20 protein-coding genes are annotated in these 23,599 nt (G+C 71.9%); 3 read left to right on the top strand and 17 right to left on the bottom strand.

The window, feature by feature from the left end; translation table 11 throughout:
* The first annotated feature begins 15 nt into the window (after positions 1-15).
* Positions 16-543: a hypothetical protein gene (locus LZ495_RS03260; protein WP_235050287.1), complete on the top strand. Its 528-nt coding sequence runs from the start codon at positions 16-18 to the stop codon at positions 541-543.
* Positions 544-553: 10 nt separating this feature from the next.
* Here LZ495_RS03260 and treZ read toward each other — a convergent pair whose 3' ends face one another.
* Together treZ and treY are read right to left on the bottom strand one after the other, a co-directional pair.
* Positions 554-2,308, bottom strand: a complete 1,755-nt coding sequence (gene treZ / locus LZ495_RS03255) for a malto-oligosyltrehalose trehalohydrolase (protein ID WP_235050286.1) — start codon at positions 2,306-2,308, stop codon at positions 554-556.
* A 372-nt stretch (positions 2,309-2,680) separates the two neighbouring features.
* Positions 2,681-5,095 (bottom strand): malto-oligosyltrehalose synthase, encoded by a 2,415-nt coding sequence (treY, locus tag LZ495_RS03250; RefSeq protein ID WP_308267558.1) that lies wholly within the window; start codon positions 5,093-5,095, stop codon positions 2,681-2,683.
* A gap of 130 nt (positions 5,096-5,225) precedes the next feature.
* On the opposite strand from treY, the gene LZ495_RS03245 reads away from it, so the two are divergent.
* Positions 5,226-6,359: an Rv3169 family protein gene (locus LZ495_RS03245; RefSeq protein ID WP_235050285.1), complete on the top strand. Its 1,134-nt coding sequence runs from the start codon at positions 5,226-5,228 to the stop codon at positions 6,357-6,359.
* Positions 6,360-6,429: 70 nt separating this feature from the next.
* Here LZ495_RS03245 and LZ495_RS03240 read toward each other — a convergent pair whose 3' ends face one another.
* The 3 genes from LZ495_RS03240 to LZ495_RS03230 form a co-directional block, all read right to left on the bottom strand.
* Entirely contained in the window at positions 6,430-7,893 is a 1,464-nt protein-coding gene (locus tag LZ495_RS03240) for a dihydrolipoyl dehydrogenase family protein (RefSeq protein WP_235050284.1), read from the bottom strand.
* 86 nt (positions 7,894-7,979) lie between these two features.
* Positions 7,980-10,103: a glycogen debranching protein GlgX gene (glgX, locus tag LZ495_RS03235; protein WP_235050283.1), complete on the bottom strand. Its 2,124-nt coding sequence runs from the start codon at positions 10,101-10,103 to the stop codon at positions 7,980-7,982.
* Between the two features lie 185 nt (positions 10,104-10,288).
* The gene (locus LZ495_RS03230; protein WP_235050282.1) at positions 10,289-10,504 is read right to left on the bottom strand and encodes a hypothetical protein; all 216 of its coding nucleotides are present in this window, start codon (positions 10,502-10,504) and stop codon (positions 10,289-10,291) included.
* Between the two features lie 381 nt (positions 10,505-10,885).
* Here LZ495_RS03230 and LZ495_RS03225 point away from each other — a divergent pair, with 381 nt between their 5' ends.
* Positions 10,886-12,379: a DUF5919 domain-containing protein gene (locus tag LZ495_RS03225; RefSeq protein WP_268822192.1), complete on the top strand. Its 1,494-nt coding sequence runs from the start codon at positions 10,886-10,888 to the stop codon at positions 12,377-12,379.
* A gap of 90 nt (positions 12,380-12,469) precedes the next feature.
* On the opposite strand, the gene LZ495_RS03220 is transcribed toward LZ495_RS03225, so the two are convergent.
* The 12 genes from LZ495_RS03220 to LZ495_RS03165 all read right to left on the bottom strand — a co-directional run bounded on the left by LZ495_RS03220 (position 12,470) and on the right by LZ495_RS03165 (position 23,563).
* A complete protein-coding gene (locus tag LZ495_RS03220; protein ID WP_308267557.1) occupies positions 12,470-12,823 on the bottom strand; it encodes a winged helix-turn-helix domain-containing protein in 354 nt (117 codons plus the stop codon).
* A 246-nt stretch (positions 12,824-13,069) separates the two neighbouring features.
* Positions 13,070-13,690: a LysE family translocator gene (locus tag LZ495_RS03215; protein WP_235050281.1), complete on the bottom strand. Its 621-nt coding sequence runs from the start codon at positions 13,688-13,690 to the stop codon at positions 13,070-13,072.
* A gap of 83 nt (positions 13,691-13,773) precedes the next feature.
* Positions 13,774-14,670: an aminoglycoside phosphotransferase family protein gene (locus LZ495_RS03210; protein ID WP_308267556.1), complete on the bottom strand. Its 897-nt coding sequence runs from the start codon at positions 14,668-14,670 to the stop codon at positions 13,774-13,776.
* A 103-nt stretch (positions 14,671-14,773) separates the two neighbouring features.
* Positions 14,774-15,523, bottom strand: coding sequence for a sirohydrochlorin chelatase (locus LZ495_RS03205; protein WP_235050280.1), 750 nt, complete (start codon positions 15,521-15,523; stop codon positions 14,774-14,776).
* Positions 15,524-15,565: 42 nt separating this feature from the next.
* Positions 15,566-16,471, bottom strand: coding sequence for an ABC transporter permease (locus LZ495_RS03200; protein WP_235050279.1), 906 nt, complete (start codon positions 16,469-16,471; stop codon positions 15,566-15,568).
* On the bottom strand, positions 16,458-17,279 hold the full coding sequence (locus LZ495_RS03195) for an ABC transporter ATP-binding protein (RefSeq protein WP_235050278.1): 822 nt from the start codon (positions 17,277-17,279) through the stop codon (positions 16,458-16,460). Before LZ495_RS03195 ends, LZ495_RS03200 begins: the two co-directional genes overlap by 14 nt.
* 96 nt (positions 17,280-17,375) lie before the next feature.
* Positions 17,376-18,518 (bottom strand): ABC transporter substrate-binding protein, encoded by a 1,143-nt coding sequence (locus LZ495_RS03190; RefSeq protein ID WP_235050277.1) that lies wholly within the window; start codon positions 18,516-18,518, stop codon positions 17,376-17,378.
* 112 nt (positions 18,519-18,630) lie between these two features.
* The gene (locus LZ495_RS03185) at positions 18,631-19,983 is read right to left on the bottom strand and encodes a sulfate adenylyltransferase subunit 1 (protein ID WP_235050276.1); all 1,353 of its coding nucleotides are present in this window, start codon (positions 19,981-19,983) and stop codon (positions 18,631-18,633) included.
* Complete coding sequence (gene cysD, locus LZ495_RS03180) at positions 19,984-20,907, bottom strand: sulfate adenylyltransferase subunit CysD (protein WP_235050275.1); 924 nt, start codon at positions 20,905-20,907, stop codon at positions 19,984-19,986.
* 78 nt (positions 20,908-20,985) lie between these two features.
* Entirely contained in the window at positions 20,986-21,684 is a 699-nt protein-coding gene (locus LZ495_RS03175; protein WP_235050274.1) for a phosphoadenylyl-sulfate reductase, read from the bottom strand.
* On the bottom strand, positions 21,681-21,881 hold the full coding sequence (locus LZ495_RS44635) for a hypothetical protein (protein ID WP_235050273.1): 201 nt from the start codon (positions 21,879-21,881) through the stop codon (positions 21,681-21,683). The genes LZ495_RS03175 and LZ495_RS44635 overlap by 4 nt, the downstream gene beginning before the upstream one ends.
* Positions 21,878-23,563 (bottom strand): nitrite/sulfite reductase, encoded by a 1,686-nt coding sequence (locus tag LZ495_RS03165; protein ID WP_235050272.1) that lies wholly within the window; start codon positions 23,561-23,563, stop codon positions 21,878-21,880. The genes LZ495_RS44635 and LZ495_RS03165 overlap by 4 nt, the downstream gene beginning before the upstream one ends.
* Positions 23,564-23,599: the final 36 nt, after the last annotated feature.

The raw sequence follows: 23,599 nt of genomic DNA, 5'->3' as shown, positions 1-23,599 counted from the left end.
GGATGGGCTGACCGCATGGATATGGATGCACTGGAGAGAATCATCGGGCCGGCTCCCTATGCCGCTCCGCGAGGGGCTTGGGACGAGTTGCGCCGGGAATTCGACGTTTCGCTTCCGCCGGATTTTGTCGCGTTCACCGAGGCGTACGGGCCGGGGCACATCGGCGACATGCTCTACGTACATCACCCGGTGTCCCCGAAGCTGGAGCTCGGGGAGTTCATACGCGAGTGGATCGACTTCGCCCGCCAGGTGCCCGTCGACGAGATTCCGTACCCGGTGGGTCTCGGGGAGGGGGAGCTGATTCCGGTGGCATCCACCTCCAATGGGGACATCGTCTACCTGTTCAACGGCGGTGCGGATTTCGGCGACTGGTTCGTGGGGGTGGACAGCCGTTGCCCGGACTGGTTCGAGTACCGGATGCCCTATACCGATTGGGTCGCCGCGCTCTTCTCGGGCACGGTCGGCCGGGAGTACATAGCCGACGAATGGCCGCCGGGATCGATAAGCACGATCAAAGAGGAAGACTTCTGGCGTTACGGCTGAGCAGCCGGCGTCAGTCCGCCAGGCGGACCACTGCGGCTGAACGGGGGGCCAGTTGGAGGGTGGTGCCGGCCAGGCCTTGGGTGATTTCGGCTTGGTCCCAGGCGGCGACGACCTCTGCGCTGCCGGTGCCCATCGGGAGGGTGGCCGGTTCCTCGGCGAGGTTCACGGCGGTGCGGAAGGGGCCGCGGTGGAGCATCAGCCAGCCTGCGGGCTCGTCGTAGGTGACGTGGACGTCCGGCAGGTGGGGGTCGGAGAGTTCCGGGTGGGTGCGGCGGAGGGCGATCAGGTCGCGGTGCCAAGCCAGGAGGGCGCTGTGCGGGGCGCGGAGGGGCTCGGACCAGTCGAGGCGTGAGGCGCGGACGGTGTCGGCGGATTGCGGGTCGGGCACCTGGGCTGCGTCCCAGCCGTGCGCGGCGAACTCTGCGCGGCGGCCTCGGCGTACGGCCTCGGCGAGGGCCGGGTCGGTGTGGTCGGTGAAGTACTGCCACGGGGTGGAGGCGCCCCATTCCTCGCCCATGAACAGCATGGGCGTGAAGGGGGACGTCAGTACCAGCGCCGCGGTGGCGGCCAGGAGGCCCGGGGGCAGCAGCGCGGAGAGGCGGTCGCCCAGGGCGCGGTTGCCGATCTGGTCGTGGTCCTGCGCATAGCCGAGGAAGCGGTGCGCGGGCATGCGGGACGGGTCGACCGGGCGGCCGTGGTGCCGGCCGCGGAAGGAGGACCAGCCGCCGTCGTGCTGCCAGACCCGGGTGAGGGTCTTGGCGAGGGTGGCCATGGAGCCGAAGTCGGCGTAGTAGCCCTGGCGTTCACCGGTCAGGAGCGCGTGCAGGGCGTGGTGGAAGTCGTCGCTCCACTGGGCGTGCAGGCCGATGCCGCCGTTTTCGCGCGGGGTGACGGTGCGCGGGTCGTTGAGGTCCGACTCGGCGATCAGGAAGAGGGGTTTGTTGAGCGCGGTGCCGAGACGGTCGACGGCGTCGGACAGTTCCTCGAGGAAGGTGATCGCCCGGCGGTCCTCGAGTTCGTGGACGGCGTCCAGGCGCAGGCCGTCGATGTGGAAGTCGCGCAGCCACGCGAGGGCGCTCTCGCGCAGGTAGGTGCGGACCTCGTCCGAACCCGGGCCGTCGAGGTTGACCGCGCTGCCCCACGGGGTGTGGTAGCGGTCGGTGAAGTACGGGCCGTAGGTGGGGAGATAGTTGCCGGACGGCCCCAGGTGGTTGTGCACGACGTCGAGGACGACGGCCAAGTCGCGGGCGTGGCAAGCGTCCACGAAGCGCTTCAGGCCGTCGGGGCCGCCGTACGGTTCGTGCGCGGCCCACAGGCAGACACCGTCGTAGCCCCATCCGTGCGTGCCGGGGAACGCGGCGACGGGGAGCAGTTCGACGTGCGTGACGCCGAGGGCGGCCAGGTGGTCGAGGCGCCCGATGGCGGCGTCGAAGGTGCCGGCGTCGGTGAAGGTGCCGATGTGCAGTTCGTAGACGACGCCGCCCGGGAGTGAACGGCCGTGCCAGGCCTGGTCGGTCCAGGCGAAGCGGGTGTGGTCGTAGACGCGGGAGGGGCCGTCCGGGCCGTCCGGCTGCCACGCGGAGCGGGGGTCGGGGCGCGGGGGGCCGCCGTCCACCGCGTACCAGTAGTCGTCGCCGTGGGCGAGAGCCGGTACGTCGGCGAGCCACCAGCCGGGGCCGTCACCGGAGCGGAGCGCGCGGCGGGCTGTGGCGGTGACCAGGTCGACGCCGGACGCGTCGGGGGCCCAGACGGCGAAACGGGTCATGGGAGCCTTGGAGCCTTTCGGTCGGTCACGGGTGGTGGAAGAAGGGGGCAAGTGCCGGCAAAGGGGGTGGGCCCCTTGCGGCCACAACGGACGGGCGGGGTGGGTGGGTTCCGGGGTGGGTGGGTCTCGAAAGGGTGGGTTTCAGCGGGGCGGTTCGAGGCGGGGGGCGCAGCGGGGCGCGCGGCGGGGGGATCGAGGCAGGGTGGCTCCAGGCAGGGCGGCTCGAAAAGGGCTTCCGAGCCGGGTCTCCGAAGAGGCCGTTTCCGAGTGGCGGCCGAGCACGGTTCCGATGGGGTTCCGTGCGCGCCCTGCGGATGCACTGCGCGTCGTCCCCTCCCATCGGTCCAGCACGCCCCGCCTCTCCCGTCGCCGTCAGTGCGCCCCGTCCTCCAGCAGCGCCACCGGCAGACGCGCGAGTACCTCCGCCACCGGGGCGTCCCGGGCGATCCGGCGGCCCGTCAGCAAGTCGGTCCATGTGCCCTTCCACAGGTCCAGGCGCGTCTCGCCCCAGCCGCCCGCCGCCGCGAGCCCCAGCGGCAGGCGGGTCGCGAGCGCCACCGTGAAACCGCGGCGCATCCCCAGCAGATGCGCGGCCGCCGGCCCGTGCGCATGGACCGCCGCGTACCGCCCCTCGCGCCCGAACGCCGCCGGGTCGCGCCGGCGCCACCGCAACGCAGCCGACGTCACCAGCGTCTTCTCGTCGTCCAGATCGCGGCACGCGCCGCCCGCGTCCAGATGCGCCAGCCGTGCCGCCCCGGCCTCGAAGTCCACCGGGGCCCGGTTGTCGGGGTCCACGAGAGTACGCAGTACCCCCTCACCTCCCTGGTAGACGTCCGGCACGCCCGGCATGGCCAGTTGGACCAGTTTGGCGCCCAGCGCCGCCGTACGCGCCGCATCACCGATACGCGTCACGAACTCCTGTACGGAAGACTGAAGTTCGCGGTCATTCAGGACCGCCGTGACGTAGTCGGCGACGGCCCGCTCGTACGCCCGGTCCGGTGCCGTCCACGACGTCGACCGGCCGGCCTCGCGCATCGCCTTCAGCAGGTAGCCCTGCATGCGCTCCACGCTCACCGGCCCCGCGCCGACCAGCGTCTGCCACAGCAGATAGCTGTCGTACCGGTCCGGGCCCGGCTCACCGCGGTGCCGTTGCGCGGCCTTCTCCCAGCCGCGGACGACCGACGCCCACTCCGCCGGCATCTCGGCCAGCACCGCGAGTCGCGCCCGGACGTCCTCGCTGCGCTTGGTGTCGTGCGTGGACAACGTCGTCATGGTGTCCGGGAAGGTGGCCTGCAGCTCACGCGCGTAGTCGTGGAAGGCCTCCAACGGCAGCCCCACATGGTCCGGCTCGCCGCCCACCTCGTTGAGCGAACTCAGCACGTACCAGCGGTAGAACGCCCGGTCCTCGACGCCCTTGGCGGCGACCGCCGAGGCCACCTGCGCGAACCGCACCGCAAACTCGCCGCCCGCCGACCTGCCCGAACCGCCCGAACCCCCCTCATGCCCCAGCGCCGCATCCACAATGTGCCGCGCGGTCGCCGCCAGGCGCCCCGGCACCTCGGTCAGCGCCGCCCCCAGCAGCGCCGCCGCCTCGGCCGGAGCCGGCTCCCCGGGCACCACGTACGGCCGGTACGCAGGCACCGACGCCAGCAGTTCCCTCAGCGCATCGCCGCGGTCCGGCTCGTGCACCCCGATCCACTCCAAAACCCGCTCCAGCCGCGCCACTTCCGCAACCAGCCCGGACTCCAGGACCTCCAGCTTCCCCACCCGCGCGACCGGCGCGAACCCCGGATCGGACGCCCCGGTCAGCTCGTGGTGCAGCGCCCGCAGTTCCTCGGCGCCCTCCGGATCCGTGAAGACACCGTCCACCCGGCGCAGCACGTCGTACCCGGTGGTCCCGGCGCAGTCCCAGTCGGCGGGCAGGTGCTCTCCGCCGGTCAGGATCTTCTCGACCACGATCCACGTCTCGTCGGACGTCGCGGCCCGCAGCCGCCGCAGATACCCGCGCGGATCGGCCAGCCCGTCCGGATGGTCCACCCGCAGCCCCTGGATCAGCCCCTCGCGGACCAGCCGCAGGATGACCGCATGGGTGGCCGCAAAGACCGCCTCGTCCTCCTGCCGCAGCCCTATGAGCGAGGTGATGGTGAAGAACCGGCGGTAGTTGCCGCGCAGGTCGCCCTCGCGCCAGTCGGCCAGCCGGTAGTGCTGCGCATCCAGCGCAGCCCGCAGCGGCATGTCCGCGGTCCCCGCACGCAGGGGAAAGGCGTGCTCGAAGTACCGGACCCCTTCGTCCGTCGCCCTTATGTCCGCCACGGCCACGTCGAGTGGCGCCCCCAGCACCGGCAGCAGGACCTTCCCTCCGCCCGCATCCCAGTCGATGTCGAACCACCCCGCATACGGCGACTCCCGCCCGTGCTCCAGCACCGACCAGAACTGCCGGTTCAGCGACTCCGGCGCGGGCACCGCCATGTGGTTCGGCACGATGTCGACCACGATCCCGAGCCCGTGCGACTGCGCCTCGGCGGCCAGCACCCGGAACCCCGCCTCCCCGCCGAGCTCGGGGGAGACCTGCGCGTGGTCGACCACGTCGTACCCGTGGGTGGACCCGGGCACCGCGCGCAGGATCGGCGACAGATACAGATGGCTGACCCCCAGCGCGGCCAAGTACGGCACGGCGTCCGCCGCCTCGGCGAACCCGAAATCAGGCTGGAGCTGCAGACGGTACGTCCCGGTGGGGACCACGGGTGGCGTCATGCGGAACCAGTGCCCGGTGTGTCTCCGCGACACGCCGTGTTGCTCCATATGAGTGGTGATGCCGTGCCCTGAGCCCGGCCCCGCCCGGGTCCGCCACCCCTGGCAATTTTTGTTGTGCTGGTCAACAATCCGGGGGATCGTCCCGAGAATCGGAGGCCCGGACGTGCTGACCAGCTTCGACGACTTCCCCGTGCACCAGACGCCGATGCCGGTGGCGGTGCCCGCGAGCAGTGACCGGAACGCGTACGGGCGCTACTGGTTCGGCGCCGCCGAGCGGAGCGGGCGGTTCATCGTCGAGGCGGCGTTCGGGCGGTACGCCAACCTCGGGGTGGCCGACGCGCACCTGTCCATCTCGCGCGGCGGTGTGCAGGACGCCTTCCACGCCTCCGGCCCCGCCCCTGCCGACCCCGCGAGCACCGGCGTGGGCCCCTTCCGCCTCCGGGTCGCCGAGCCGATGCGGCACCTGGTGATCACCATCGCCGACAACTCCACCGGCATCACCGCCGACCTGGAGTGGCGGGCGCGGGTCGGGGCGCTCGAAGAGGACCACACCGTGATGCATGACGGCGTCGGCCGCGTCATGGTCGACATGGCCCGCTTCCTGCAGTTCGGCACGTGGGCCGGGCAGGTGACGGTCGACGGCGAGACCACCGAGCTGGCGCACGCCGACGTGGTCGGCGTGCGGGACCGCTCCTGGGGCGTGCGCCCGGTCGGCGCGCAGCCGCAGGGACGCCCCGCGTCGCAGCTGCCGAACGCCTGGCTCTGGGCGCCGGTCCACTTCGCCGACGAGTGCCGCACGCTGGGCTACTTCCAGAAGCCGGGCGGCGAGATCTGGCGCGGCGACGGGTTCGCGATCCCCGCCCCGGACCGGCCGTACGACCGGGTCCCGCAGGTCACCGGGCACGGCGACGCGGGCGTCCTGCGCCTGGAACCCCTCGGCGACCGGCTCACGTTCGCCCCCGGCACGCGCCGCGTCACCCGCGCCGAGTTCGACGTGCGGATGCCGGACGGCAGCACCCAGACCCTCGAACTCGAACCGCTGCGGCACATCATGATGAAGGGCCTCGGCTACACCTCGCCCGAGTGGGGCCACGGGCTGTGGAAGGGCGAGGACGCGACCGGCCGCGAGACCTGGAAGCTCGACGAGGCCGACCCGGGCGACTTCACCGCGCAGCACCTGCACCACGTCGTGAAGGCCCGCATCGGCGACCGCGAGGGCGTCGGCTTCCTGGAGCAGATCATCTTCGGCCCGCACCGCCAGTACGGCTTCACCGAACTCCTCGACGGCGCCCGCTGAGCCGCCGAAGCCGGACAGGAGCCGGTCCGCGGGAGGGCGGAGGACGGCCGGGCGCGCACGGCCCGATGCGTCAGCTGCCGTCCTTGCCCTCGCCGTCCCGGTACGCCTCCAGCAGCCGCAGCCACACCTCGCTGATCGTCGGGTACGCCGGGACCGCATGCCACAAACGCGCGATCGGCACCTCGCCGGCCACCGCGACCGTCGCGGAGTGCAGCAGCTCCGCGACGCCGGGCCCCACGAACGTCGCGCCGACCACGCACTCCCGGTCCAGGTCGACCACCATGCGCGCCCGGCCGCGGTAGCCCTCCGCGTAGAGCGACGCACCGGACACCGAGCCGATCTCGTAGTCGACCACACGCGTGCGCAACCCGGCCGCCTCGGCCTGCCGCGCGTTCAGACCGACCGCGGTGGCCTCCGGGTCGGCGAACACCACCTGCGGGACCGCCGCGGTGTCGGCGGTCGCGGCCTGCGCACCCCAGCGGCCGGTGTCCGCCGTGCCGCCGGCCGCGCGGACCGCGATCGCCGATCCCGCGATCCGCGCCTGGTACTTGCCCTGGTGGGTGAGGAGCGCACGGCGGTTCGCGTCGCCGACCGCGTACAGCCACCCGTCCGGGACCGCCTCGACCCGGCAGCTCTCGTCGGTCGCGAACCATGACCCCGGCGTCAGGCCCACGGTCTCCAGCCCCAGGTCGGCGCTGCGCGGCGCGCGGCCGGTCGCGAAGAGGATCTCGTCGGCTTCCAGGACACTGCCGCCGTCGAGCGTCGCCCGCACCGGACCCGCCGGATCGGGGCGTTCCACCGCGGTCACCGACGTACCGAAGCGCACGTCGACGCCCGACGCGCGCAGCCCCTCGACGACCAGCTCGCCCGCGAACGGCTCCATTTGCTCCAGCACCGCCGCACCGCGGACCAGCAGCGTGACCTGCGCACCGAGGGCCTGCCACGCGCATGCCATCTCGACGCCCACCACACCGCCGCCGACCACCGCGAGGCGCCCCGGCACCGACGTCGCAGAGGTGGCCTCCCGGCTGGTCCACGGGTGCACGTCCGCCACCCCGGGCAGGTCCGGGAGTACTGCGCGGCTGCCGGTCGCGACGACCACCGCATGCCGCGCGGCCAACACGCTCACGCCGCCGTCCGCCGCAGTCACCTCGACCCGCCGCGGCCCGGCAAGCCGCCCGTGACCGCGCACGAGCACCGCGCCGATGCCCTCGACCCACGCGACCTGGCCGTCGTCGTGCCGGTGCCCGACCATCTCGTCGCGCCGGGCGAGCACCGCGGCCGCATCCAGCGGACCGTGCACGGCCTGCGCGGCACCCGGCAACCGCCGCACATCGGCCAGCGCCTGGGCGGGCCGCAGCATCGCCTTGCTGGGCACGCAGGCCCAGTACGAGCACTCGCCGCCGACCAGTTCGCCCTCCACCACCGCGCAGCTCAGCCCGGCGGCCCGCACCCGGTCCGCGACGTTCTCACCGGCCGGTCCCGCGCCCACGACCACCACGTCGTACGCCGTCGTCTCATCCGCCCCGCTCATCAGCCCTCCGGAGTCCGTGGTCCCGACGTCCGGCCGGGACGGTCGCCCGGCCGCACCGCCGGACCGGTTCCCCGGCCCGGGCCGTCTCACGCCTGCGGCCGCTGCAGCAGCGCCATCGCCCGGGCCGGCACCTGCCACTGCTCGCCGGCCCGGACCTTCGGGTGGTCCTTCGGGTCGCGCGTCGCGCAGCCCGCGTCCGCGGTGTCGACCAGCACGGTCCACTCGCTGCCGTGGTTGAGCGGGATGTGGAACGCCAGATCCTCGTGCGACGCGTTGAACAGCAGCAGGAACGAGTCGTCCGAGATCGGCTGGCCGCGCGGGTCCGGCTCGCTGATGGCCTGGCCGTTGAGGAAGACCGCGAGCGACTTCGCGGTGGCCTCGCGCCAGTCCGCGTCCGTCATCTCCTCGCCGGCCGGGGTGAACCACGCGATGTCGGACAGCTCGTCGTGGGTGCCCTGCATCGGGCGGCCGTGGAAGAAGCGGCGGCGCCGGAAGACCGGGTGCTTGTGCCGCAGCCGGGTGAGCATGCGCGTGAAGGCGTGCAGCTCGCCCGGCTCGTCCTTGTCCGGCCAGTGCACCCACGCCAGTTCGCCGTCCTGGCAGTACGCGTTGTTGTTGCCGCCCTGGCTGCGGCCGAACTCGTCGCCGTGCGAGATCATCGGCACGCCCTGGGAGAGCAGCAGGGTGGCCATCATGTTGCGCTGCTGCCGGGCCCGCAGGGTCAGGATCGCCGCATCGTCCGTGTCGCCCTCGGTGCCGCAGTTCCAGGACCGGTTGTAGCTCTCGCCGTCCCGGTTGTCCTCGCCGTTGGCCTCGTTGTGCTTGTCGTTGTACGACACCAGGTCGCGCATCGTGAAGCCGTCGTGGCAGGTCACGAAGTTGATCGAGGCGATCGGGCGGCGGCCGTCGTCCTGGTACAGGTCCGAGGAGCCGGTCAGCCGCGAGCCCAGCTCGGCCAGCGTGCGCTCCTCGCCGCGCCAGAAGTCCCGGACCGTGTCACGGTACTTGCCGTTCCACTCGGTCCACAGCGGCGGGAAGTTGCCGACCTGGTAGCCGCCCTCGCCCACGTCCCACGGCTCGGCGATCAGCTTGACCTGCGAGACCACCGGGTCCTGCTGCACCACGTCGAAGAACGACGAGAGCCGGTCCACCTCGTGGAACTGCCGGGCCAGCGTGGCCGCGAGGTCGAAGCGGAAGCCGTCCACGTGCATGTCGGTGACCCAGTACCGCAGCGAGTCCATGATCAGCTGCAGCACGTGCGGGCTGCGCATCAGCAGCGAGTTGCCGGTGCCGGTGGTGTCGAGGTAGTACCGCTTGTCGTCGGCGAGCCGGTAGTACGACTGGTTGTCGAGGCCGCGGAACGACAGCGTCGGGCCCAGGTGGTTGCCCTCCGCGGTGTGGTTGTAGACCACGTCCAGGATCACTTCGATGCCGGCCGCGTGCAGCGCCTTCACCATCGAGCGGAACTCCTGCACCTGCTGCCCGCGCTCGCCGGTCGACGAGTACGCGTTGTGCGGCGCGAAGAAGCCGATCGTGTTGTAGCCCCAGTAGTTGCGCATGCCCAGCCGGGTCAGCCGGTGGTCGTGCACGAACTGGTGCACCGGCATCAGCTCGATGGCCGTGACGCCCAGGTCCACCAGATGGTCGATGATCACCGGATGGCCCAGTGCCGCGTACGTGCCGCGGATCTCCTCGGGCAGCCCCGGGTGCATCTGGGTGAGGCCCTTGACGTGCGCCTCGTAGATGACGGTGTCGTGGTACTCGATGCGCGGCGGCCGGTCGTTGCCCCAGTCGAAGTACGGGTTCACCACGACCGAGGTCGACATGTACGGCCCCGAATCGCCCTCGTTGGGCAGGTCCGGATGGTCGAACGAGTAGCCGTAGACCGCCTGGTGCCAGGTGATCTCGCCGGACATCGCCTTCGCGTACGGGTCCAGCAGGAACTTGTGCGGATTGCAGCGGTTCCCCGCGGCCGGGTCGAACGGGCCCTGCACGCGGTAGCCATACCGCTGCCCGGGCTGCACCCCCGGCAGGTACGCGTGCCGCACGAACGCGTCGGTCTCGCGCAGTTCGATGCGCTCCTCGCCGCCGTCCTCGTCGATCAGGCACAGCCACACGCGCTCCGCGGCCTCCGAGAAGACCGCGAAGTTCGTGCCGGCGCCGTCGTAGGTGGCGCCCAGCGGATAGGGGCGTCCGGGCCAGACCTGCATGGGCAACCTGTCGTCTCGGTACGTCTCGGTACGTGGTGCTCGGCGCGTGCGAGCGGGGCTACCCCCGCATCCTCGCCTACCGCGGCCGCTTCATGCGCGCCTTGTGGCCGGCCTTCCCCCGGATGGGTGGCCGACACACCGGGCCCAGGCCCGGAGCGCGGCGGCTGCGGGCCCGTGCCGATCCGTCAGATCCAGTCGAGCAGTTCGGCCGCCAGCATCTCCTGCGCGCACGGCCAGGCCGAGCCGCAGGTGCAGGTGGCCGGACCGCCGGCGGTCTCCGGAGTCTCGGGGGAGCGGTGGTGGCAGTCGAAGATCTCCGCGACGACGTGCCGGTACCGGTCGAACTCTGCGTCGATCTCGATGCCCGTCATGTGGGCAGTGCTGCTGGGCGTGGCCATCATGGCGACCTCCTGCTGGTGCCACGGGGTTCTCGCCGGTACAGACGGGCGGCGGCGGCCTCCCGGTTTCATGCGGGCACGCCGAAGTCGCGAGTTGAGGGAGCACCCTCACCGGTCCGTGGACTGTTGGCAATGATTGCCGAGGAATGGTCCAAACTCTCATGATTGCCTGCCGTAGAAACACCGTGTCGCAACTAATAGGTCCGCAAGGCGCAACCCGGACTGCCGTAACTGCGCGTACCGTTGACGCGCGTATACGGCGGGTCGACCCGTGCGCCTGAAGTACGCTCGACCGGTTCCGGGCGATCGCCGCACCGCGGGCGCGCGCCGACGTCCGGGCGCGGCGCCGCGGCGGCAGGACCGAACCATGCGATTGGGGACGCTATGACCGACCTGGGCCCGAACCCGCCTGCCCCGGAGCCGGACGATCTTCCGGACGCCGGGACGGAGGGTGCGGACAAGGCCGCCGGCCCGGGCGACGACCTGGCGGATCCGACCGCGCCCGAGGAGTCCGGACCCGGCCGCCTCCCGCGCAACCCGGCCCGGCCCGCACCGGGCGGCGAATCCGACGGCACCACCGGCGGCAAGGGCGGCACCACGGGCGGCGACCAGGGCAACACCCGCCCCGGATACGGGAACGCCGCCCGGCTGCCCTTCCCCGGACCGCGCAGCGCCGCCGACGACGGCGACCTCCCGCAGCTCGACGGCAGCGGCCCGCCGCCCCCGTCCGGACCCGTGCCGATCGTGCCCGAGCCGCTCGAACCGGGCGACCTGTCGTGGGCCGAGGACGACTGGAGCTCGGCCCTCCTGCGGGCCCGCCGCGCGGGCCGCGCGTACGTGTACCTCAACCTCGTCGAGCAGCGCCTGCGCTCGGTGGTACGCCAGGTCCTGCTGCCGGTGTACGGCACCGTCGAGCACGCCGCGCACGACGACGGCGCCTGGGTGGTCGCCGCGGCCGGCCCCACCCAGAGCGAATGGGTCGAACGCGCCGAGGCGGTCCGGGAGATGAGCCGGCGGCGCGGCTACATCGTGGACCCCGCGGACGACGACCTGGTGGCCTTCCTGACCCTCCCGCAGCTGCGCGAGCTCTTGGTCCGCAACTGGTGGTGCTTCGCGCCCTATCTCACCGACCGCCGGTCGCTCGAACGCGCCCTGGAGGAAGTGGAGATCGGGCGGCACATCGTGGCCCGCAACCGCGTGCTGTCGCCCGACGTGCTGCGCCAGGTCGAGCGCGCCTGCACCAAGGTGCTGGCCGAGCTCGACGGCCGGCTCGGCAGGCACGCCGGGGAGCGCCTCGCCCTCGACGCGGTCGAGGAGCTGTTCGCGGGCCGGTACGGCGACATGGTCGCGGTCTTCCCGGACCGCTCCGCGCTGCAGCGGAAGTTGCCGTTCGCCGACCTGGTCGGCGAGGCCCGCACGATCGACGCGATGGGCGTCGCGCTCAACCTGCTGTGCCAGAACTACTCGGGCCGCGAACTGCACCGGCTGGCCGCGGCCGGCTGCCGCATGCGCCTGCTGTTCCTCAACCCGGCCGGCGACGCGATGCGGCAGCGCGAGCGCGAGGAGGGCGTGAAGCGCGGCATACTGTCCCGGCTCACCACCATGAACATCCTGCACGCCCGCAAGATCCGCGCGAAGCTCGCCGAACCGGACCGCATCGAGATCCGGGTGTACGAGGAGACGCCGCGCTTCAACGCCTACCTCGTGGACAGCGACGCCGCCGTGGTCCAGCCGTACCTGCGCCGGGCGCGCGGCGTGGAGTCACCGTCCTTCGTGCTGCGCGCCGGAAGCGACGCCGCCGACCCGCGGCGCGGCCTGTTCGCGCTGTTCGACGAGGAGTTCGAGCAGCTGTGGGCGGTCGGCAAGCGCACCGCCTGAAAGCGGTGCGCCCGCCGATCCCGCGACCGCAGAAGCCTGCGATGTCCCGCGAGGCCAAGCGCTACGAGACCGTGTGAGGTCCCGGGGTCCTCAGATGGACGGCAGGTACTTGTAGCCCACCCGGTGCACCGTCGACAGCCGCCGCTTGTGCCGGCCGCCGACCTTGCGGCGCAGGCGCGCCACGTGCACGTCCACGGTGCGGCCCTCGCCGGAGTCCGGATAGCCCCACACCGCGTCCATCAGCTGGCGGCGCGTGAAGACCCGGCGCGGATTGCCCAACAGGTGGGCCAGCAGCCCGAATTCGAGGAAGGTCAGCTGCAGCAGGCGGCCGTCCACGGTCGCGGTGCGGCCGGACAGGTCCAACTGGAGGCCGTCGTCCTCCAGCACGATGTCGGTGGCGGCGAAGGAGTCCAGGGCAGGCGGAAGCAGCAGAGTGTGCGTCATGGCGGCAGGTGTCCTTAAGAACGGAGGAAGCGAACGGCTTGCGGATGAGGGTTCATCGCGAAGCCGGACACACGCAGCTGCACACACGGCAGTAGTCCACCGCGCGGCGCCGGGTCAGTGTCCTCCGGTTCATGAAGCGATCGTACGTGCGTCACACCACGCCGCAATGCCCGTTCCGTCCCCCGAGACAGAATCCCAAGGGGTGAGACGCGCTATCCACGAAGCGAGAAGCGGCAGGCGAATGCCTCAGCTCTCCACGGCCATTCGCACCCCGAGCACCAACAGGACCCCGCCCGAGACCTGTTCGAGCCGCTTGCGGACCCCGGCCCGCGAGACGACCTTCTTCATGCGGCCCACGAACCACACGTAGGTGCCGTAGTAGCCGACCTCGAATACCGCCCACAGCGCGGCCAGCCCGATCATCGTCGGCAGCTGCGGCGCCCCGGCCGGCACGAACTGCGGCAGGAACGACATCGCGAAGATCGCCGCCTTCGGGTTGGCCAGGTTGATCGCCAGCCCCGACCGGTACGACGCCCACGGGGAGCGCACCTTCACGTCCGCGTCCAGGTCCGCCTGGCCCTGCCCGCGCCACGCCGCGCGCAGTGTCTGGATGCCGAACACGATCAGCACCGCCGCTCCGACGTACCGCATGACGTCGTACGCCACCTCGGACGCGGCCAGCAGCGCGGTGAGCCCGAACGCCGCCACCACACCCCAGATGAAGACGCCGGTCTCGTTGCCGAGCACGGTCGCGAAGCCGGCGCGCTTCGAGCGCAGCGACTCCTTGATGATGAGCATGGTGCTCGGGCCGGGCGCGGCCGCGACGATCGTGCAGGCGCCGAGGAAGGCGAGAAGTGTGGTCAGCATGGGCTCATGCTCGGACCGCCCCGGTCACCTGTCCAGCGAGTTCTGCACCACACCCGGTACGCCGAGGATCCCCGGCGGAGAGCTCAGAACGCGTGCCAGCGCGACGTCGTGTCGCCGGTGCGCAGGCAGCGCACCCGGTGCGCGAACTCCTCCTCGGCCGCCGGATTGCCCGGAACATGCTGGGCGACCCACGCGGTGGCGGCCAGTTCGCGCACGTCGCGCAGCACCGGATAGCCGTCCCATCCGGTCACGTCGAACCCGTACTTCCTCGCGAACCGCTCGACCGAGCCCTCCGGCAGCCCGTACCGCACCGCGGCCATCGGGGTCAGGATCAGGTCCAGCTCGCGCAGATCGGATGCCACGTTCTCCAGGTCGAGCAGCACCGCCCGGCCCCCGTGCACGCCCACATTGCGCAGCAGCGCGTCGCCGTGGATCACCCCGGGCGCCAGCACCGGGCGGACCTGCGCGTACGCCTCGGCCAGCGCCGCCTTGCGGTCCAGCAGGAACCGCCGGTCGTCCAGGTGCACGGCCGCGTCCGCGGAGTCCAGCCAGGTCTCCACCAGCGCCAGCGGTTCGCGCCGGGGCAGCGCGAACGGCGGTTCGGGCAGCGCATGCAGCCGCTTGAGCAGCTTCGCCAGGTCGCGCACGTCCGGCGTGCCGTCGGCGGGCGGCAGTATCTCCCAGAAGGTGACCGGCCGCTCGGACACCTCCAGAGGCTGCACCGGCACCGCCGCGGCGGGCCGCACGGTCGGGAAGTCCAGCGCGCACAGCCACTGCGCGACCGCGACTTCACGGCGGGCCCGCTCCTTGAGGTGCGGCCCGCGCGCGATGCGCGCGACTATCCCCACCCCGGGCAGCGCGAAGACCGCGTTCTCGCCGAAAGCCAGGAGTTCCGCGCCGTCGGCCGCCCCGGGATCGATCCCCGCCGTATTGCAGGCCCGCGCCAACACCGCCCGCTCGGCAGCAGCTGTGTCGATCACGCGTCAGATGCTACTGGGTAGGCCAACTCTGTTCCGACAGATTGACGTCCTCCATACCCGGGACGTTCGGCAATTCGAGCGGGACGGGGGGCCTTTCGGGGCCTCAGGCGCTCTTGGCGCCGGCCAGGCCGAGCGCCTCGTCGTACCGCAGCGCGGCCAGCGCGGCCACCTCGTCGGTGTCGCCGACCGGTACGGTCACCAGGTCGGCGCCCGACTCGGCGGACTGGCGGGCGATGCGGTCCGGCAGGAAGCCCGGAGCCAGCATGTACGTCGCGACCGCAACCCGCTCCAAGCCGGTGCGCCGCAGGTCGCGGACCGCCTCGCCGACCTCGGGGCTGAGCGCCGAGGCGAAGGCGGTGACCACCGAGCCCCAGCCGGTGCGGCGCCAGGTGCGGGCCAGGTCGGTCAGCGCCGCGTTCGCCGCGGCGTCGGTGGAGCCGGCCGAGGCGAGCACGATGCCGTACGCGTCGTCGCCCGGCCACACGCCCGCCTCGCGCAGCCGGCGGTCCAGCGCGGCGAGCAGCAGCGGATGCGGACCGAGCGCGGCCGCGGTGCGGACCCGCAGCCGGAGCTGCCGGCCCGCATCGAGCATCGCCGGGACGTCGTGCTTCGCGTGGTACGCCGTGGACAGCAGCAGCGGGACCGCCACCGCCTCGCGGACCCCGTCCGCGGCCAGTGCGGCCAGCTTCTCCGGCACCCGCGGACCGTCGTGGTCCAGGTACGCCACCTCCACCCGCACGCCCGGCCGGGCACGCCGCACCCGCGCCGCGAGCGACTCGGCCGTCGCGGCGTGGCGCGGGTCCCGGCTGCCGTGCGCGATGGCCAGCAGCGCGGGTGCGGGTGCGGTTCTCATGGGGGCGTCGTTCCGAGGGGAGAAGAGGGCAGGGACAGGAGGCTACTTGGAGATCAGCAGACCGCGCTGGCGCAGCACGAGCTTCTCCAGCGGCGAGAAGAACAGCAGCTCGATGCCGATGCCGACCAGCAGGATCATGAAGACCGCGGTGAGCATCATCGGCATGTCGCCCAGGTCGCGGCCCTGGTTCATGAGCTGGCCCAAGCCGTACCCGAGGTCCGGCGATGCGGCGATCAGCTCCGCAGCCATCAGCGAGCGCCAGCTGAACGCCCAGCCCTGCTTGAGGCCGGCCAGGTAGCCGGGCAGCGAGGCGGGCAGCAGCACGTGCCACACGCCCAGCAGGCCGGTGGCGCCGAGCACGCGCCCGGCCCGGATGAACAGCGGCGGGACCTGGTCGACGCCGGAGACGATGCCCTGCGCGATCGACGGGACCGCACCGAGCAGCACGACCGCGTAGATCGCGCTGTTGTTCAGGCCGAACCAGATGACGGCCGGCGGCACCCAGGCCACCGACGGCAGCGACTGCAGACCGGACAGCAGCGGGCCGATCGCCGCGCGCACCCAGCGCACCCGGGCCACCAGCAGGCCGAGCGGGGTGCCGATCGCGATGGCCATCAGGAAGCCGAGGAAGGCGCGTTCGAGGCTGACCCAGAGGATCTGGTGGACCTCGCCGGCCTGCCACTGGACCATGAACGCGTCCCACACGTCGGCCGGCGACGGCAGCGCGTAGCGGGGCTTGACCTCGGCCCAGTAGGCGATCTGCCACACCAGCAGCATGAACGCGATGGCCAGGATCGGCGGGCCGATCTTGCCGAGCGCGGTCCGCCACAGCGGGGCGCGGTCCTTCTCGTACGTCTCCAGCGCGTCCAGGCCGGCTTCCAGGCCCGCGACGTCGTCGGAGGACGGCACATCCGCCGCGGCCGTCTTCGTCAGGTCAGTGCTTGCCATGGCGGCGGATCTCCCCACGGAGCTGTTCGGTGATCTCGATGGACAGCGCCGAGACGTCCGGCGACTCGATGCGGCGCGGCTGCGGGATGTCGATGGTCCACTCGCGGGCGATGCGTCCCGGGCGGGACGACATCAGCACCACGCGCTGGGCCAGCCGGACCGCCTCGCGCACGTTGTGCGTCACGAAGACGACCGAGCGGCCGGTGTCCGCCCAGATGCGGGTGAGCTCGTCGTGCAGCACGTCGCGGGTGATCGCGTCCAGCGCGGCGAACGGCTCGTCCATCAGCAGCACCTCGCCGGACTGCGCGAGCGCGCGGGCCAGCGCGACGCGCTGCCGCATGCCGCCGGAGAGCTCGTGTACGCGCTTCTCGTACGCGGTGTCCAGGCGGACCAGCGCGAGCAGCTTCTGGGCTTCCTCGCGGCGCTGCTCGCGCGGCACGCCGCGCAGCTTCAGGGCCAGTTCGACGTTCTTGCCGGCCTTGAGCCACGGGAAGAGCGCGTGCTCCTGGAACATCAGCGCCGGGCGGCCGCCGTTGACCTCGATGGTGCCGGCGCTCGGCTTGTCCAGCCCGGCGACCAGGTTGAGCAGGGTCGACTTGCCGCACCCGGACGCACCCAGCAGGCAGACGAACTCGCCCGGGGCGACGGTCAGGTCGATGTTGTCGAGGACCGGCGCGCCGTCCGCGCGGCCGAAGACCTTGGTGACCTTGGACAGGCGGACGGCAGGCGCGCCGGTACCGGCGGTGCCGTTCTCGCCGGCCGCCGGAGCGGCGGCCGTCAGCGGCTGCTCGTGCACGGTCTGGGACATCGCGTCCGCCTTTCGCGGGTGGGAGTCGCCGGGTAAGCGGTCGGTACGGTGCTGCGGGGCGGGGCCGACTCGTGGTGGCCCCGCCCCGGTGCCCTGCTACTTCTTGCCGAGTCCGGCGTCCTGGACGGCCGGCTTGCCGCTCGCGGTCAGCAGCTTGTTGAGGATCGTCAGGTCGTAGATGCCCTTGATGTCGGCGTCCTTGGTGACTCCGACGTGCACGCCCTCGTCCTTGAGCTTGAGCAGCGAGGCGGCCAGCGGGTCGTTGGTGACCTCGATGTTGGGCCACGCCGCGTCGATGACCGGCTTGGGCAGTTCCTTCTTGGTGTACTCGAGGAGCTGCGCGTTGACGTCGGCCTTGGCCTTCTCCGCGTTCGCGTTGATGAACTCGGTGGTGGCCAGCTGGCCGCGGAGCAGCGCCTCGACGGTGTCCGGGTGCTTCTCCAGGAAGTCCTTGCGGACGATCAGGTTCGTGGTGACGAACTTGCCCTCGGGCCACAGCGTGCGCTCGTCGATCAGCACCTTGCCGCCGGCCTCCTGGACCAGGCGGGTCGCCCACGGCTCGGGCAGCCAGCCGCCGTCCAGCTCGCCGCTCTTGAACAGCGCGAGGGTCTGGGCGTTGTCGGTCGGCACGATGCTGACGTCGCCGCCGCCCTTGGTGTCGGTCTTGAGGTTGTTCTTCGCCAGCCAGGCGCGGACCGCGACGTCCTGCGTGCCGCCCAGCTGCGGCGAGGCGATCTTCTTGCCCTTGAGGTCGGCGGCCGAGTTGATGTTCGGCTTGACGACCAGCGAGGCACCGCCGGAGGTGGTGCCCGCGACGATGCGCAGCAGCTCGCCGTTGGTCGAGGTGAAGCCGGAGATCGACGGGTTCGGGCCGATGTACGTGGCGTCCAGCGAGCCGCCCTTGAGCGCCTCGATGGCCGCCGGGCCCGCGTTGAACACCGTCGGGGTGATCTTGGTGGTGCCCAGCTCCTTGGCGTAGAAGCCTTCCTTCAGACCGACCAGCGGCGTCGCGTGCGTGACGTTCGCGAAGAACCCGAGGCGCAGCTCGGAGGCGGACGTGCCGGCGGGCTTGCCGGCCTGGGACGCGCCCGGGGACTGCTGGGCGGCGGCGGGGTCGGTCTTGTCGCTGTCCTTGTCGTCGCCGTAGCCGCAGGCGGAGACCACGGCGAGCAGCGGGACAATTGCGAGGGCTATGACGGTACGTACGGTTCTGCGACGCTGGACGCGGGCAGCAGGCATGAGGGACCTTCCCTGGGTGACCGTGCAGGGGCACGGAATTCGACGGGTTTTGATGGACGGGACGGGGAACGGGACTTGCGCTACGGGTGTCGGCCGGATCCCGGAGGATCGGCTAGCGACATCGCTCCGTAGTGGAGCCCGGCTCGCCGCCGCGGTCCACGAACGCCGGACCGGCCATGCCGGCCGTCAGCGTCGATCCGTCGGATTCGTCGATGAGGAGGAAGGAACCGGTGCGGCGCCCGGCCGCGTACGGGTCGAGCGCGAGGGGCTGCGCGGTCCGCAGCACCACGTGCGCGATGTCGTTCGGGTGCAACTCGCCCGGCGCGGACTGCCGTTCGAGGGTCTGGATGTCGACCCGGTAGGGGATCTCCCGGACGATCGCCTTGACCGTGCGGGTGGTGTGCTTGAGCAGCACCCGGTCGCCGGGCCGCAGCGGCTTGTCCGCCACGTGGCAGACCGTCGCCTCGATGTCCTGGGTGGCCACCGGGGCCTCCTCGGCCGGGGCGATCAGGTCGCCGCGCGAGACGTCCACGTCGGACGACAGCCGCAGCGTGACCGACTCGCCGGCCTGCGCGCGGTCCACCGTCGCGCCGAGCCGGTCGATGCCCTCGATGGTCGAACGCGAGCCGGACGGCAGCACCACGACCGGGTCGCCGGTACGGAACACGCCGGACGCGACCTGGCCCGCGTAGCCGCGGTAGTCGCGGAACTCGTCGTCGCTCTGCGGGCGCAGCACGAACTGCACCGGGAAGCGCGCCGGCCCCTGCTCGTCCTGGCCGCCGGTCTCGACGGTCTCCAGGTACTCCAGGAGCGTCGGGCCGCCGTACCAGTCCATGTGCGCGGACGGGTCCACCACGTTGTCGCCGCGCAGCGCGGAGACCGGGATGGTGGTCACGTCCGGGATGCCGAGCTCCTTGGCGAACGCGGTGAACTCGTCGGCCACCGAGGCGAAGACGGCCTCGTCGTAGTCGACCAGGTCCATCTTGTTGACCGCGAGGACCACGTGCGGGACGCGCAGCAGCGCGGCCACCGCGGCGTGCCGGCGGGTCTGCTCGACGACGCCGTTGCGGGCGTCCACCAGGACCACGGCCAGCTCGGCGGTCGACGCGCCGGTCACCATGTTGCGGGTGTACTGCACGTGGCCCGGCGTGTCGGCCAGGATGAACCGGCGCTTGGCGGTCGCGAAGTAGCGGTACGCCACGTCGATGGTGATGCCCTGCTCGCGCTCGGCGCGCAGGCCGTCAGTCAGGAGCGCGAGGTCCGCCTCCTCCATGCCGCGGTCGCGGCTGACCCGCTCGACCGCCTCCAGCTGGTCGGTCAGGACCGACTTGGAGTCGTGCAGCAGGCGGCCCACGAGCGTGGACTTGCCGTCGTCGACCGAGCCCGCGGTGGCCAGCCGGAGCAGGCCCACCGGCGCGTCCACGGCGGCCGAACCCTCGGCGGTGCCGGGAATGTTGCTGGTCATTTAGAAGTATCCCTCGCGCTTGCGGTCTTCCATCGCGGCCTCGGACAGCTTGTCGTCCGCGCGCGTGGCACCCCGTTCGGTCAGTCGGCTCACCGCGATCTCGGCGATCACCTCGGCCACCGTGGTGGCCGGGGACTCCACCGCCCCGGTACAGCTCATGTCGCCGACCGTGCGGTACCGGACGACGCGGCGCTCCAGCGCCTCGCCCTCCTTCGGGCCGCCCCAGTCGCCGGGCGCGAGCCACATGCCGTTGCGCAGGAAGACGTCGCGCTCGTGCGAGAAGTAGATCTCCGGGAGCGGGATCTCCTCGCGCTCGATGTACTGCCACACGTCCAGCTCGGTCCAGTTGGACAGCGGGAAGACCCGGACGTGCTCGCCCACGCGGTGCCGGCCGTTGTACAGGTTCCACAGCTCGGGGCGCTGGCGGCGCGGGTCCCACTGGCCGAACTCGTCGCGCAGCGAGAAGACACGCTCCTTGGCGCGGGCCTTCTCCTCGTCCCGGCGGCCGCCGCCGAAGACCGCGTCGAAGCGGTTCTTCTCGATGGCGTCGAGCAGCGGGACGGTCTGCAGCGGGTTGCGGGTGCCGTCCGGGCGCTCCTGCAGGCGGCCGCTGTCGATGAACTCCTGCACGTGGCCCACGTACAGGCGCAGCCCGTGCTCGGCCACCGTGCGGTCGCGGTACTCGATGACCTCGGGGAAGTTGTGCCCGGTGTCGACGTGCAGCAGCGCGAACGGGATCTGGGCCGGCCAGAACGCCTTGCGCGCCAGGTGCAGCATGACGATGGAGTCCTTGCCGCCGGAGAAGAGGATCACCGGCCGCTCGAACTCGCCCGCGACCTCGCGGAAGATGTGGACCGCCTCGGCCTCGAGCGCGTCCAGGTGGGAGAGCGCGCCGGGCGCGGAAAGCTCGACCGCGGTTGTCACTTGCTCCTCCAGGAGGTCGGGGCGGTGGTCGGGTGCTGCGAGTGGTGCTTGCGCGGCTGCGCTATGTGCGGGGCCATGTCAGTGGATCCCGCACTCGGTCTTGGCCCGGCCCGCCCAGCGGCCGGCCCGGGCGTCCTCGCCGGGGGCCACGCGGCGGGTGCAGGGCTCGCAGCCGATCGAGGCGTACCCGTCCATGAGGAGCGGGTTGGTCAGTACGCCGTGCTCCAGGATGTAGGCGTCCACCTGGTCCTGGTCCCAGCGCGCGATCGGGGAGATCTTCACGCGGCGCTTCTTGGCGTCCCAGCCGACCACGGGGGTGTCCGCGCGCTCCGGGGAGTCGTCGCGGCGCAGGCCGGTGGCCCACGCGTCGTAGCCGTCCAGGCTGGTCTGCAGCGGGGCGACCTTGCGCAGTGCGCAGCACAGGTCGGGGTCCCGGTCGTGCAGCTTGGGGCCGTACTCGGCGTCCTGCTCGGCGACCGTCTGGCGCGGGGTCAGCGTGATGACGTTGACCGGGTAGACCGCGGCGACCGCATCGCGGGTGCCGATGGTCTCCACGAAGTGGTAGCCGGTGTCGAGGAAGATCACGTCGATGCCGGGCTGGACGCGCGACGCCAGGTGGGCGACGACGGCGTCCTCCATCGAGGACGTCACCGCCCAGCGGGTGCCGAAGGTCGCGGACGCCCAGCCGAGGATCTCCTCGGCGGTGGCGTCCTCCAGCTCGCGTCCGGCGGTGAGGGCGAGCTGCTCCAGCGCCTCGTCGGTGAAGGTCGTGGTCACTGCCCCTCCTTCTCGGATGTCGATGCGGAACTTGCCGGTTCGGGCGTGGTGTTCGCGTTGAACACCAGGCCCAGGTACTTCAGCGTGAACGCGCGGCGGCACGCTCCGCAGAGCCAGGCCCCGTGCCCCTCTTCGTGGGGGCGCAGGTCCTCGTCCCCGCAGTACGGGCAGTAAAAGGGCGCCGCTCGCTCGCTCATGACAGGTCCGCCTCCGTGGCGCGCGCCGCCCACTGGGCGAACCGCTCGCCCTCGGTGCGCTGCGCCTCGAAGTTGCGGACCACGCGCTCGACGTAGTCGGGCAGGCCGTCGGCGGTGACCTTCAGGCCGCGGACCTTGCGGCCGAAGCCGGGGTCGAAGCCGAGGCTGCCGCCCAGGTGCACCTGGTAGCCCTCGACCTGATTGCCCTCGTCGTCCAGGACCAGCTGGCCCTTGAGGCCGATGTCGGCGACCTGGATGCGGGCGCAGGCGTTCGGGCAGCCGTTGATGTTGATGGTGAGCGGCTGGTCGAAGTCCGGGAGGCGCTGCTCCATTTCCTCGATCAGGCGCTGGCCGCGGCCCTTCGTCTCGACGATGGCCAGCTTGCAGAACTCGATGCCGGTGCAGGCCATCGTGCCGCGCCGGAACGGGCTCGGGGTGACCCGCAGGCCGAGCGCCTCCAGGCCCTCGGTCAGCGAGGCGACCTTGTCTTCCTCGATGTCGAGGATGAGCATCTTCTGCTCGACGGTGGTGCGCACCCGGTCCGAGCCGTGCGCCTCGGCGAGGTCGGCGATCTTGCCGAGCGTGGCGCCGTCGACGCGGCCCACGCGCGGCGCGAAGCCGACGTAGAACTTGCCGTCCTTCTGGCGGTGCACGCCGACGTGGTCGCGCCACACGCCGCTGGGCTGCTCGGGCGCGGGGCCGTCGATCAGCTTGCGCTGGAGGTACTCGTCCTCCAGGACCTGGCGGAACTTCTCGGGTCCCCAGTCGGCGACCAGGAACTTCAGGCGGGCGCGGTTGCGCAGCCGGCGGTAGCCGTAGTCGCGGAAGATGCTGATGACGCCTTCCCAGACGTCCGGCACCTCCTCCAGCGGCACCCAGGTGCCGAGGCGGACCGCGAGCTTGGGGTTGGTGGAGAGCCCGCCGCCGACCCACACGTCGAAGCCGGGGCCGTGCTCGGGGTGGTTCACGCCGACGAACGAGATGTCGTTGATCTCGTGCGCCACGTCCAGCAGCGGCGAACCGGAGATCGCCGACTTGAACTTGCGCGGCAGGTTGGAGTACTCGGGCTTGCCGATGTAGCGCTTGTTGATCTCGTCGATGGCCCAGGTGCCGTCGATGATCTCGTCCTCGGCGATGCCGGCGGTCGGCGAGCCGAGCACGATGCGCGGGGTGTCGCCGCAGGCCTCGGTGGTGGACAGGCCGACGCCTTCGAGGATGCGCCAGATCGCCGGGACGTCCTCGATGCGGATCCAGTGGTACTGCACGTTCTGCCGGTCGGTGACGTCCGCGGTGCCGCGGGCGTACCGCTCGGAGACCTCGGCGACCGCGCGCAGCTGGGCCAGGTTCAGCCGGCCGCCGTCGATGCGGACGCGGAGCATGAAGTACTCGTCGTCGAGCTCGTGCGGCTCCAGGACACCGGTCTTGCCGCCGTCGATCCCGGGCTTGCGCTGGGTGTAGAGGCCCCACCAGCGCATCCGGCCGCGCAGGTCGCTGCCGTCGATGGAGTCGAAGCCCCGGTGCGCGTAGACGTTCTCGATGCGCGCACGGACGTTGAGGCCGTCGTCGTCCTTCTTGAACTGCTCATTGGCATTGAGCGGCTCGCGGTGGCCGAGCGCCCACTGCCCCTCGCCGCGATGGCGAGCGGTCTTGCGGGGTCCGGCGGCCGAGGAGGAGGTGGCCATGGGGCGTCCTTTGACGGTGTGTCTGGACGCGCGCCG

This window comes from Yinghuangia soli (assembly GCF_021502675.1).
In the GTDB taxonomy this organism is placed as follows: Bacteria; Actinomycetota; Actinomycetes; order Streptomycetales; family Streptomycetaceae; genus Yinghuangia; species Yinghuangia soli.
Note: the sequence above shows the minus strand (reverse complement) of the source record. Positions and strands in the feature narration are given on the sequence as shown.

Bases quoted from the DNA above. Each gene is read 5' to 3' on its own strand.
- LZ495_RS03195 (WP_235050278.1), bottom strand. From the start codon at position 17,279: ATGTCCCAGACCGTGCACGAGCAGCCGCTGACGGCCGCCGCTCCGGCG.
- LZ495_RS03205 (WP_235050280.1), bottom strand. From the start codon at position 15,523: ATGAGAACCGCACCCGCACCCGCGCTGCTGGCCATCGCGCACGGCAGC.
- LZ495_RS03215 (WP_235050281.1), bottom strand. From the start codon at position 13,690: ATGCTGACCACACTTCTCGCCTTCCTCGGCGCCTGCACGATCGTCGCG.
- LZ495_RS03165 (WP_235050272.1), bottom strand. From the start codon at position 23,563: ATGGCCACCTCCTCCTCGGCCGCCGGACCCCGCAAGACCGCTCGCCAT.
- LZ495_RS44635 (WP_235050273.1), bottom strand. From the start codon at position 21,881: ATGAGCGAGCGAGCGGCGCCCTTTTACTGCCCGTACTGCGGGGACGAG.
- LZ495_RS03220 (WP_308267557.1), bottom strand. From the start codon at position 12,823: ATGACGCACACTCTGCTGCTTCCGCCTGCCCTGGACTCCTTCGCCGCC.
- LZ495_RS03200 (WP_235050279.1), bottom strand. From the start codon at position 16,471: ATGGCAAGCACTGACCTGACGAAGACGGCCGCGGCGGATGTGCCGTCC.
- LZ495_RS03240 (WP_235050284.1), bottom strand. From the start codon at position 7,893: ATGAGCGGGGCGGATGAGACGACGGCGTACGACGTGGTGGTCGTGGGC.
- LZ495_RS03190 (WP_235050277.1), bottom strand. From the start codon at position 18,518: ATGCCTGCTGCCCGCGTCCAGCGTCGCAGAACCGTACGTACCGTCATA.
- treZ (WP_235050286.1), bottom strand. From the start codon at position 2,308: ATGACCCGTTTCGCCGTCTGGGCCCCCGACGCGTCCGGCGTCGACCTG.
- LZ495_RS03225 (WP_268822192.1), top strand. From the start codon at position 10,886: ATGACCGACCTGGGCCCGAACCCGCCTGCCCCGGAGCCGGACGATCTT.
- glgX (WP_235050283.1), bottom strand. From the start codon at position 10,103: ATGCAGGTCTGGCCCGGACGCCCCTATCCGCTGGGCGCCACCTACGAC.
- LZ495_RS03185 (WP_235050276.1), bottom strand. From the start codon at position 19,983: ATGACCAGCAACATTCCCGGCACCGCCGAGGGTTCGGCCGCCGTGGAC.
- LZ495_RS03230 (WP_235050282.1), bottom strand. From the start codon at position 10,504: ATGATGGCCACGCCCAGCAGCACTGCCCACATGACGGGCATCGAGATC.
- LZ495_RS03260 (WP_235050287.1), top strand. From the start codon at position 16: ATGGATATGGATGCACTGGAGAGAATCATCGGGCCGGCTCCCTATGCC.